Origin of the sequence: Microbacterium enclense, assembly GCF_004022425.1 — a bacterium.
GTDB lineage: Bacteria > Actinomycetota > Actinomycetes > Actinomycetales > Microbacteriaceae > Microbacterium > Microbacterium enclense_A.
In genome coordinates, this window is the sequence record NZ_RBZY01000074.1 from 1 (window position 1) to 10,164 (window position 10,164).

At 71.1% G+C, this 10,164-nt stretch carries 11 protein-coding genes; 5 read left to right on the top strand and 6 right to left on the bottom strand.

The window, feature by feature from the left end; translation table 11 throughout:
• The 3 genes from D8Y23_RS14830 to D8Y23_RS14840 all read right to left on the bottom strand — a co-directional run.
• A partial coding sequence (locus D8Y23_RS14830) for a GntR family transcriptional regulator (protein ID WP_240663922.1) occupies positions 1 to 269 on the bottom strand: 269 nt, incomplete at its 3' end.
• Positions 250 to 1,155, bottom strand: a complete 906-nt coding sequence (locus D8Y23_RS14835) for a DMT family transporter (RefSeq protein WP_128218852.1) — start codon at positions 1,153 to 1,155, stop codon at positions 250 to 252. The genes D8Y23_RS14830 and D8Y23_RS14835, both read right to left, overlap by 20 nt.
• A 32-nt stretch (positions 1,156 to 1,187) precedes the next feature.
• A complete protein-coding gene (locus D8Y23_RS14840) occupies positions 1,188 to 1,625 on the bottom strand; it encodes a MarR family winged helix-turn-helix transcriptional regulator (protein ID WP_128218853.1) in 438 nt (145 codons plus the stop codon).
• Between the two features lie 53 nt (positions 1,626 to 1,678).
• Between D8Y23_RS14840 and D8Y23_RS14845 the strand changes: the two genes are divergently transcribed.
• Both D8Y23_RS14845 and D8Y23_RS14850 read left to right on the top strand, forming a co-directional pair.
• The gene (locus D8Y23_RS14845; RefSeq protein WP_128218854.1) at positions 1,679 to 2,047 is read left to right on the top strand and encodes a VOC family protein; all 369 of its coding nucleotides are present in this window, start codon (positions 1,679 to 1,681) and stop codon (positions 2,045 to 2,047) included.
• A gap of 186 nt (positions 2,048 to 2,233) precedes the next feature.
• Positions 2,234 to 3,178, top strand: a complete 945-nt coding sequence (locus tag D8Y23_RS14850; protein ID WP_128218855.1) for a hypothetical protein — start codon at positions 2,234 to 2,236, stop codon at positions 3,176 to 3,178.
• Between the two features lie 8 nt (positions 3,179 to 3,186).
• Here the strand turns inward: D8Y23_RS14850 and D8Y23_RS14855 are convergent, their stop codons facing one another.
• On the bottom strand, positions 3,187 to 3,594 hold the full coding sequence (locus tag D8Y23_RS14855; RefSeq protein ID WP_128218856.1) for a YccF domain-containing protein: 408 nt from the start codon (positions 3,592 to 3,594) through the stop codon (positions 3,187 to 3,189).
• A 60-nt stretch (positions 3,595 to 3,654) separates the two neighbouring features.
• Between D8Y23_RS14855 and D8Y23_RS14860 the strand changes: the two genes are divergently transcribed.
• Positions 3,655 to 6,090: an ATP-dependent helicase gene (locus tag D8Y23_RS14860; protein WP_128218857.1), complete on the top strand. Its 2,436-nt coding sequence runs from the start codon at positions 3,655 to 3,657 to the stop codon at positions 6,088 to 6,090.
• A 50-nt stretch (positions 6,091 to 6,140) separates the two neighbouring features.
• Positions 6,141 to 7,187 (top strand): SseB family protein, encoded by a 1,047-nt coding sequence (locus tag D8Y23_RS14865; protein ID WP_128218858.1) that lies wholly within the window; start codon positions 6,141 to 6,143, stop codon positions 7,185 to 7,187.
• 158 nt (positions 7,188 to 7,345) lie between these two features.
• Here D8Y23_RS14865 and D8Y23_RS14870 read toward each other — a convergent pair whose 3' ends face one another.
• The gene (locus D8Y23_RS14870) at positions 7,346 to 7,972 is read right to left on the bottom strand and encodes a DUF1684 domain-containing protein (protein WP_128218859.1); all 627 of its coding nucleotides are present in this window, start codon (positions 7,970 to 7,972) and stop codon (positions 7,346 to 7,348) included.
• A 122-nt stretch (positions 7,973 to 8,094) separates the two neighbouring features.
• Here D8Y23_RS14870 and ligD point away from each other — a divergent pair, with 122 nt between their 5' ends.
• Positions 8,095 to 9,120 carry a non-homologous end-joining DNA ligase gene (gene ligD, locus D8Y23_RS14875; RefSeq protein WP_128218860.1) on the top strand — a complete coding sequence of 342 codons (1,026 nt, stop codon included), beginning with the start codon at positions 8,095 to 8,097 and terminating at the stop codon, positions 9,118 to 9,120.
• 159 nt (positions 9,121 to 9,279) lie between these two features.
• Here the strand turns inward: ligD and D8Y23_RS14880 are convergent.
• Positions 9,280 to 10,164, bottom strand: an 885-nt coding sequence (locus D8Y23_RS14880; protein WP_128218861.1) for an ATP-dependent DNA ligase, incomplete at its 5' end; no start/stop codon positions are given.

A 10,164-nucleotide genomic window follows, 5' to 3' on the forward strand; every position in this document is an offset into this window, starting at 1 on the left:
CGCACGCCGCGGTACGGCTCGGCGGTGACGAGCCTCTCGGCGGTCAGTGTCGCCAGAGCGGTCCGCGCGGTGTGGCGCGAGACACCGTACGTCGCGCTCAGCTCCTCCTCGCGGAGGGGCGCGCCCGGAGCGAGCTCGCCCGACAGGATGCCGCGGCGTACCGCGTCCGCGACGACATCGGCCGTGCGGGGACCGGGGGTTCCGTCGCGCGGGGGAGTGGTGCCGGGGCGGAGCGGCAGCATCGGGGGATCACGCCGGGGCCGTGGCATCCGGAACCTCCTCACGCCGACGGGACGGAGCCGACACGACGGCGAGGCCGATCGCGATGAGCGCGAGGCCGATCGCGCTCACGGCCGTCAGCTGCTCGTGCAGCACGAGGAGCCCGAGGATCGTCGCGCCGAGCGGCTCGGCGAGCGTCAGCGTCGAGACGGTCACGGCGGTCAGGCGCGCCAGCCCCCACCCGAACAGCAGGTACGCGACGGCGGTGGTCACGACGCCCAACCACAGCGCGAGCCCAATTCCGTTCGGGGTGAAGAGCCACGACGTTCCTGCGACGAGCAGCACGGGGAGGCTCGCCACGGCCGCCACTCCGAAGACCGTTCCCATGACGCGTGTGGAGTCCCACCCCCTTTCGATCAGCGTCTTACCGCACACGGTATAGAGGGCGTACGACATCCCGGCTCCCGCGGACGCGAGGAGTCCCCCGGGGGCGAGCGCGACCGCGCCGCCGGTCACCCCCGACACGAGGACGACCCCGGCGAGAGCGATGGCGGTGGCGAGCATCCACCGGCCCGAGGGCAGGCGGCGGGAGCGAATGGCATCCACGATTCCGGTCGCGATCGGCGCCGAGCCGAGAGCGACGACCGTGCCGATGGCCACGCCGTTCTCGCGCGTGCCGAGGAAGAACAGGGGCTGATAGGCGAGCACCCCCGCGGCGCCGATGGCGATGAGCAGTGCCGTCGGACCCGTCGCCGTGCCGGTCCGAACGCGCGGGCGGGCCCGCAGCAGGGCGATGAGACCCAGGATGCCGCCGCCCACCACGATCCGCGCGGCACCAACGGCCAGGGGGGAGGCGTCGACGCCGGCGAGCGCCTGGGCCGTGCCGGTCGTGGCGAAGCAGAGCGCAGCCGCGAGAACCGCGAGGGCAGGAAGCATGAGCAGATTGTTACACAATCTGCTCATGTCCGTCAGTCCCGCAGGGACTGCACCATGGACCGAAGGGCTTTTCGTGCCGCGGACTGCTCGGCATCCGTCATCCCGCCCAGCATGCGCCGCTCGACCGACCGCACGGCCGCACTCGCACGAGCGAGGTCGCTGCGCCCCTTCTCGGTGAGCCTCGTGGGAAGGGCTTTCCCCGCGGGGGCGCTCTCGGCGCGCTCGACAATGCCATCGCGCTCCAGTGCTTGCAGGAGCACGTTCATCGACTGCCGCGTCACGAACGCCCCGCGGGCCAGGTCCGAGTTCGACGAGCCGGGGCGCTGGGCAAGCTGCTCCAGGCAGGAGTAGTGAGTGATCGTCATCCCGAGTGGGCGCAGAACGTCTTCCATCGCCACGCGAAGGGCGCTCGACGCTTCCTTCACGAGATACCCGAGCGACGTCTGCAGATCGATTCCCTCTTGCGCCATGTCAGTAGTCTGACATACAGTGGATGTCAGTTATCTGACACGAGGAGAATCCCATGCCCGTCACCGGACCCGACTTCATCTCCCTGCAGGTGCGCGATCTCGACGCCTCGCAGTCCTTCTACGAGAAGTACCTCGGCCTCGTCCGATCGCCCGCCGGTCCGCCGCACGCCGTCGTCTTCGACACCGCGCCGATCGCCTTCGCCATCCGAGACCTCGCACCCGGTACCGATCTGACCGGCGTCACGCAGCCCGGCATCGGCACCGCCCTCTGGCTGCACGCCACAGACGCGCAGGAGATCCACGACGCGCTCGCCGCCGACGGGCACCGCATCGTCTCCGCGCCCATCGACGGTCCGTTCGGTCGCACCTTCACTTTCGCGGACCCCGACGGCTATCACGTCACCCTCCACGACCGCGCGTGAATCCGGGCCGCCGGTGAGGCCGGGCAGGTCGGTCGGGGCCGGGCCGTCTCGTGGAGTCCGGTCCCGACGCGCCGGTGGCGGATGCCGCTGGCCCGGCGTGTCGGCGACGAACTCCGCCGGAGGGCCCGGGATGTCGTCGCGGCGCCCGCGGCGGAAGCGCCCCGCACGGCCGGGTAACGTGGGCGCATGGCGACGACGGCGGGGCGAGGCATCCTGGCCCTGGGGGCCGTCGCCCTCCTCCTCGTGATCGGGGTGGCTCTCGCGCTGGTCATCGACCCGTTCGCCCGTGTGCCCCTCGAGGTCGACCCGGCGACGGAGTGGATCGCCCGTGCCCTGCTCCTCCTCGCCGTCGCGTGGGTCGTGATCGGCATGCTCGCCGCGCGGACACGGCTGGTTGGCCGCCCCGGCGCCGCCGCCGCGCGCGCGACGTGGATCGCCTCGACGCGGCCCTGGCGTGCGCGCGAGTCGACGCTCGGCTCGCTCCCGCTGGACCGCTGGTTCATGATCGCGATTCCGGGGGGTCTCCTCGTCGCCACGCGGATCGTCCAAGCTCCCCGCGACGGGCTCAGCAGCGTCGTGCTCGCCGTCGTCGGGTGGCTCGTGTTCGCGCTCGCCGTTCGGCTTCTGCTCGGTGCGCGCTCGCCGTGGCCCATCATCGCCGCGGTGGGAGGCGCGCTGGTGCTGCGCTGCATGGTCGCGCTGGCGGCAGTGGCGATGTCCGGACGTGACGGCGCCTGGCCCGCGCTCTGGAACATCCCGGGCGTTCGGATCGCCTATCTGGCTGTGGCCTTCGCGCTCGTCGCCTGGGTCTTCATCGTCGCCGGCTGGTCGCTGCGCCCGCAACTGGGTCCGCGCCGCGCGGCGGGGATCGCGCTCGGGGGCGTCGGCATCGCGTTCGCACTGCCGACCGCGACATCCGCCATCGTCGGACCGGACACGGCGCTTCCGTCGTGGAACAGCCAGATCGGCGTCCTGCCGTGGCGCCTCGCCCGGGTGGCGGGCATGTACGACGCCCGCATCCCCACCGAGGCGCTCATCGCGGTCGCGATCATCGGCATCCTGGTGACGGCCATCGGGCTCGTCCTCGCCCTCCCGCTGCGGCCGGGCGAGCGGCGCCGACGCGTCGCCTGACCGCGGGGTCAGCGGGCGAGCGTGCGATCGAACGGTCCGCCGCGGCGGATCTCGCGCACCTCGGTGCCCAGCGGCATCAGAGACACCGGCACGAGCTTGAAGTTCGCGATCCCGAGCGGGATGCCGATGATCGTGAGGCACAGCGCGAGACCGGTGACGATGTGGCCCAGCGCGAGCCACCAGCCGGCCAGGACGACCCAGACGATGTTGCCGAGGAGCGACCCCAGGCCGGACCGCGGCTTGGCGACGACCTCGCGTCCGAAGGGCCACAGGGCGTAGAGGCCGATCCGGAACGAGGCGATGCCCCACGGAATCGTGAGGATCAGGATGCACAGCACGATGCCGGCGGCGAGGTAGCCGAGGAACAGCCAGAACCCCGAGAGGACGAGCCACAGGACGTTGAGGATCAGGCGCATATGCCCATGATCCCCCGAACCGGGCGGGTGTCGGAGCCCCCGCCTAGACTTGACATCGCCATGACCGACGCCCCCACCCCTCTCATCGTCGGCGGCTCCGCGCCGTCGGACGCCCGCCCCGACGCCGACCTGCTCGAGGGTTTGAACGGGCCGCAGCGCGACGCCGTCACCTACCGCGGGCAAGCGCTGCTGATCGTCGCCGGCGCGGGGTCGGGCAAGACGAGCGTTCTCACCCGCCGCATCGCCTCCCTCCTGCGGACGCGCGAGGCGTACCCCAGCCAGATCCTCGCGATCACGTTTACTAACAAGGCCGCGGGCGAGATGCGCGAGCGCGTGCACAACCTCATCGGCCAGCGCGCCGACGGGATGTGGATCTCGACCTTCCACTCGGCGTGCGTGCGCATCCTCCGGCGTGAGGCGCAGCAGTTCGGATTCACCAAGGCGTTCACGATCTACGACTCGGGCGACTCGCGCGCGCTCATCAAGCGTCTGGTGAAAGACCACGAGGGCGACGCGTTCGGCCTGACCCCCGCCGGGACGCAGAGCCGCATCTCGAAGCTCAAGAACGAGCTGGCGGATGCCGAGTCCTACGCGCGCCAGGCCAACACGAGCGACCCCGCCGAGCGCGTGTTCATCGAGATCTTCGCCGCCTATCAGCGCGAACTGCAGCGCGCCAACGCCTTCGACTTCGACGACCTGATCGCGCAGACCGTGTACCTCTTCCGGGCGTTCCCGCAGGTGGCCGATGTCTATCGCAAGCGGTTCCGCCACATCCTGGTCGACGAGTACCAGGACACCAACCACGCGCAGTACGCGCTGATCCACGAGCTGACGCGTGCCCCGGGAAGCGACGCCGAACCCGTGTCCGCGGGCGGCGGCATGATGATCTTCGAGGCCGAGCCGTCGGCCGAGAGCGGGGCGTCGCTCACCGTCGTCGGTGACTCCGACCAGTCCATCTACGCCTTCCGCGGTGCAGACATCCGCAACATCAGCGAGTTCGAGCGCGACTACCCCGGTGCCAAGGTGGTGCTGCTCGAGCAGAACTACCGCTCGACGCAGAACATCCTGTCGGCGGCGAACGCCGTGATCTCGAACAACTTCGACCGTAAAGACAAAAAGCTGTGGACCGATGTCGGCGCGGGCGACCCGATCATCGGATTCACCGGGTATTCGCAGCACGACGAGGCGCAGTTCGTCGCCGACGAGATCGAGGCGCTGCACCGCAAGGGCGTCGATTACGCGCAGATGGCGGTGTTCTACCGCACCAACTCGCAGTCCCGCGCGCTGGAGGAGATCTTCATCCGCTCCGCCGTTCCCTACAAGATCATGGGTGGAACCAAGTTCTACGAGCGCGCCGAGATCAAGGATGCGCTGGCGTATCTCGTCGCGGTGGCGAACCCGGCCGACGAGATGGCGCTCCGCCGCATCCTGAACAAGCCCCGACGCGGCATCGGTGACGTCACCGAGACGGCGATCGCCCGGTACGCAGCAGAGCACGGCATCACGTTCCGCGACGCTCTCGCCAACTCCCCGCAGCTGGGCGTCGGACCCAAGCTGCAGAAGGCGATCGACCACCTCGACGCGGTGCTGAGCGAGGCCACGGCCGTCATGCTCCCGGCATCCGGAGAACTCGCCCCGTCGACATCGGTGTCCGAAGGGCTGACGCTGCTGCTCAACAAGAGCGGGTACTTCGACGCTCTGCGCGCCAGCCGCGACCCGCAGGACGAGGCGCGTCTCGAGAACCTCGACGAGCTCGTGGCCGTGACGCGTGAGTTCGCGCGCAACAACCCGGACGGCACGATCATCGACTTCCTCACGGAGGTCGCCCTCGTGGCGGATGCCGACGACCTCGACGACGCGTCCGGGTCGGTCTCGCTCATGACCCTGCACACCGCCAAGGGACTCGAGTACGACGCGGTGTTCCTCACCGGTGTCGAGGAAGACCTGCTCCCGCACCGCATCTCGGCCGGAGAACCGGGCGGACCGCAAGAGGAGCGGCGCCTGTTCTACGTGGGCATCACCCGCGCGCGCAAGCGCCTGCATGTCTCGCTCGCGATGACCCGCGCGCAGTTCGGCGAGGTCACGGTGGCCATGCCGAGTCGCTTCCTGCAGGAGATCCCGGCCGACCTCATCGACTGGCGCCAGTCGCCCGGCGACGTGAACGGCCGCGGCGGCACCCAGTCGCGCGCGCTCAACGCCCGCGGGCGTCGCCCCGGCCAGGCCGGCGGCGGCACCCGGTACGGCGACGACCTCGTGCCGCTGCCCCAGCGGGCGCCGGCCGACCCCAGCAAATTCCCCAATCGCATCCCGGCGAAGGTGCGCGACAACGGCGACATGGAACTCACCGCGGGGGATCGCATCCGTCACGACGACTTCGGCGAAGGACGCGTGGATGCCATCACGGGCGAGGGCGCGAAACGCGTGGCCCACGTGCGATTCGACACGGTCGGCGCGAAGAAGCTGCTCGTCAAGATCGCGCCGATCTCGAAACTGTGAGGCGTTCCACGACACGCCGGGCGACGCCGACCCCCGGATAGGGTCGGACAATGGCACTTTTCTCGCGCCGCAAGAAATCCGATTCCGATGACGTGTCGGCCGAGCGCCCCGAGGGCGTGATCGAACCGGGTGAGCAGCCGGTCGCCCCCGCGGAGCCGCCCGCGGCTGCGGTTCCGCAGGTGACCATCTCGACCTCGTCGTTCCGCGGCGTCGGCGCTCCCGCCGACGCGACACCCGCCACGGATTCCACGCCGCCTGTCGCCGCCCGTCCGTCAGCCCGGCCGCCGGGTCCGATGGAAGCGCCCGAGGGTCGGGAGTCGATCCCCGGGGTGCAGGACAATGCGCTCCTCGCCACGGCCCTCGCCGAGATCTCGGGGGCGGCCCAGCCCGTCCAGCTCCTCAATGTCGCTCGCCAACTGCTGCAGGGCAATGTCTTCCTCCGCGTCAAGGGCGACGCGCGTGCGCTCATCGCGGAGGGCAAGGACCTGCCTCTCGCCGTGGCCACGAGGGGGGACGAACAGCTCGTCCTCGCGTACAGCAGCGGGCAGGCGCTGAGTCAGAGCGTCCACGCCGACGGCGACCGCGACACGTCCGCGATGGCGCAGCCGGTGATGGCGCTCCTGCGGTACGTGCTCGACGGGCCCTACGCCGGCCTCGTCCTCGATCACGCCTCCGGCGATGCCCGCGCGGTCCTGCCCACCGCGCTGCTGGAGCGGATGGTGTCGGAGGCGGACGCCGACCTGCGCATCAAGACGGCACTCAGCGCGAAGCGCACCGAGTCCACGGCATCCACGATCGTCGACGCCATCGTCGCGGGCGCGCCGCTGTGGATCGCGGTCAACCAGGCCGAAGGCGGGCCCGTCGGCGTGGCCGAATCGCGGGCGGCGACGGGCGAAAGGTTCCTCGAGGTGTTCTCACACCCGCTCGAGTTGCTGGCCCTGGGCCGCGGGGATCAGGCCGTGCCGCTGAAGAGCGAGCAGCTGGTCGCGGCAATCCGCGGCGACGACGGTCTCACGGGGCTCCTGGTCGACCCGGCGGGCCCGTGGATCCGGCTGACCCGCGACGACCTGGCCGGGCTGCTGACGCGCGCCGAGTAGACGCCGGGCGGCCGCGCGTGCCGCGGTGGCCCGCCGTGCCCTGCGTCGCGTGCCGGGCTCCGGAGTTTTCGGCCTCGCGGGGCCGCGCCGGACCGTTCCCTGAGCGGAACGCCGGATTGTCCCGGAGCCCCGCACGCGCAGGCGGGCCCGCCCGCGGGCTACACCCCGTACAGCTCGCCGACCGGCACCGTCACGGGCAGCACGTTCCCGACCGGGGCCAGCGGGCACGCCCAAGCAGGGTCGTAGGCGCACGACGGGTTGTATGCGAAGTTGAAGTCGATCACGAGGGTGTCCGGCGCGGTGCCGGCGCCGAGGTCGGCGCCCTTGATCGTGTCGAGCAGGTAGCGGCCGCCGCCGTAGGTGCCGCCCGGGCGTCCGGCCGAGGCGTCCCGCACGGGGACGAACAGCCCTCCGCCGTAGGACGTGAGGCGCCACACATCGAGCGACCCGGTGTCGGGCAACTCGACGCGACCGATGCGCTCGAAACCCACGTCGCCGTCTGTGCCGGTCGTGGCGACGAACGACGCCTCCTCGGCCTCGAGCAGGGTCACCTCGAACCGCCAGGCTGCGTCGTAGGGTGCGAGCGGCAGACCGGCGAACCCCTCGCGCTGCTCGGGCAGCAGGGGAGTCGCGGGGTGCTCGGCGAACAGAGCGTCGCGCTCGATGCGCCACAGCTCGTGGGCGTCCTCGGGATCATCCGCCTCGCGCACGGCGGCGTACAGCGCGAAGACGCGGCGGCGCCAGTCGGCGATGTCGAGAGCGGTGCGGGCGGCGCGGGAAGTCATGCCATCGAGCGTAGGTGGGCGTGGGATGCCGTGGGGCGGGCTGGACACGTCGTCGAGTCGCCCTGAACAGCGCATGGGGCAACGGGGCAGACACGACGGCACGGGACCGTTAGCGTCGGGGCATGGCATCCCCGCGCATCACGCTCACCGTGCCCGGACCCGACGGCGATCGCGAGATCGGCGTGTCCAACCCCGACCGCGTCCTGTGGCCGGAGGTCGGGATCACCAAGCGTGAGCTCGCCGAGTACTTCATCGCCGTGGCTGAGCCGTTCCTGGCCGCCAACGGTAATCGACCCGTGTCGCTCGAGCGATTCCCCGACGGCGTCGGCGGCGAGAGCTTCTTCTCCAAGAACCCGCCGAAGGGGGCGCCGTCGTTCGTCGAGGCCGTGACGGTGACGTACAACAGCGGGCGCCGGCATCCACAGCTCGTCCTCACCGAGATCGGCTCGGCGGTGTGGGCCGCCCAGATGAACACGATCGTGTTCCACCCGTGGGCGTCTCTCGCGAGCGACCCGGACCACCCCGTCGAGCTGCGCATCGACCTCGACCCGCAGCCGGGTACCGGCTTCGCCGAGGCGGTCGTCGCGGCGCACGAACTGCGGAAGGTGCTGCGCGAAGCGGGCCTGGAGGCGTGGGCGAAGACGAGCGGCAACCGCGGACTGCACGTGTTCTGCCCCATCGAGCCGACGCACGAGTTCCTCGACGTCCGGCACGCCGTGATGGCCGCGGCGCGCGAGCTGGAGCGCCGGATGCCGGACGCCGTGACAACCAACTGGTGGAAGGAAGAGCGCGGCGAGCGGATCTTCGTCGACTTCAACCAGGCGAACCGCGACCGGACCATGGCGGGGGCGTACTCTCCGCGGGCGCTTCCGACGGCAACGGTGTCGACCCCCGTCACCTGGGACGAATTGGATGCCGTGGACCCCGCGTCCTTCACCGTCCGCACGGTGCCCGAGCGGCTGGCAGCCGTCGGCGATCCGTGGAGTGACTTCGGCGCCGCGCCCGGCCGCATCGACACGCTGCTCGAGTGGTGGCAGCGCGACCTCGGCGCCGGGCTCGGCGAGCTGCCGTTCCCTCCGGAGTTCCCCAAGATGCCGGGGGAACCGCCGCGCGTGCAGCCGTCGCGCGCGAAGACGCCGGCGGAGTAGCGCGCGCCCCTCTCGGGCATCGGCGGTGCGGGGCGGTGCGCTGAGAACAGGGGATGTCGCGGAGACAGGCCGGTCGCGGCGGAATCGGACTGTTCTCGGTGCGGCGCCTGTTCTGGGAACCGCGGGGGGCGGGCGTCGCGGCACCGGGACCGCCGGCGGTCAGTCCAGAACGTCGCCCAGGTCGTACGCGCCGACGGTCTCCAGTTGCTCGAACGTGCACGACGTCGCATCGCGGTCGGGGCGCCAACGTTCGAACTGGACGGTGTGGCGGAACCGCATGCCCTCGAGCTGGTCGTAGCGCACCTCGAGCACGCGCTCGGGGCGCAGGCGGACGAAGGACACATCCTTGGATGCCGAGAACCGCGAGCGGTCGGTCTCGCCGACGACCGCTTCACCGTCGGCATCCCGCTCGACGAGCGGTGCGAGGTCGTCGATCAGTTCGAGGCGGCGCTTGTCGGTCCAGGCCGACACCCCGCCGACACCGTGCAGTCGGCCCTCCGCGTCGTACAGTCCGACGAGCAGCGACCCCACCCCCTGGCCCGATTTGTGGATGCGGTATCCCAGCGCCACCACGTCGGCCGTGCGGGCGTGCTTGATCTTGAACATCGTGCGCTTGTTGGGCGCGTACGGCTGGGCGAGGGGCTTCGCGACCACACCGTCGAGACCGGCGCCCTCGAACTCGGCGAGCCATCGCCGCGCGAGATCGGGATCGTCGGTGGTGCGCGTGACGTGCACGGGGTGAGGGACGGCCCCGAGGAGGTCGACGAGCTGTGCCCGGCGTTCCGCGAACGGCGCCTCCTGCAGGTCGCGGTCGCCGCGCGCGAGGAGGTCGAAGGCGATGAACATCGCGGGGGTCTGTTCCGCCAGCATCGTGACGCGCGACGCGGCGGGATGGATGCGCTGCGAGAGCGCCTCCCAGTCCAGCCGCTGAGCACCCGCTTCTCCCTGTGCGACGACGACCTCGCCGTCGATCAGGCACGGCTCGGGGAGCAACCGGGCGAAGGCCTCGACGAGTTCGGGGAAGTACCGGGTCAGGGGCTTGGC

Bases quoted from the DNA above. Each gene is read 5' to 3' on its own strand.
- D8Y23_RS14850 (WP_128218855.1), top strand. From the start codon at position 2,234: ATGGCGACGACGGCGGGGCGAGGCATCCTGGCCCTGGGGGCCGTCGCC.
- D8Y23_RS14860 (WP_128218857.1), top strand. From the start codon at position 3,655: ATGACCGACGCCCCCACCCCTCTCATCGTCGGCGGCTCCGCGCCGTCG.
- D8Y23_RS14835 (WP_128218852.1), bottom strand. From the start codon at position 1,155: ATGCTTCCTGCCCTCGCGGTTCTCGCGGCTGCGCTCTGCTTCGCCACG.
- D8Y23_RS14855 (WP_128218856.1), bottom strand. From the start codon at position 3,594: ATGCGCCTGATCCTCAACGTCCTGTGGCTCGTCCTCTCGGGGTTCTGG.
- D8Y23_RS14865 (WP_128218858.1), top strand. From the start codon at position 6,141: ATGGCACTTTTCTCGCGCCGCAAGAAATCCGATTCCGATGACGTGTCG.
- D8Y23_RS14870 (WP_128218859.1), bottom strand. From the start codon at position 7,972: ATGACTTCCCGCGCCGCCCGCACCGCTCTCGACATCGCCGACTGGCGC.
- ligD (WP_128218860.1), top strand. From the start codon at position 8,095: ATGGCATCCCCGCGCATCACGCTCACCGTGCCCGGACCCGACGGCGAT.
- D8Y23_RS14845 (WP_128218854.1), top strand. From the start codon at position 1,679: ATGCCCGTCACCGGACCCGACTTCATCTCCCTGCAGGTGCGCGATCTC.
- D8Y23_RS14840 (WP_128218853.1), bottom strand. From the start codon at position 1,625: ATGGCGCAAGAGGGAATCGATCTGCAGACGTCGCTCGGGTATCTCGTG.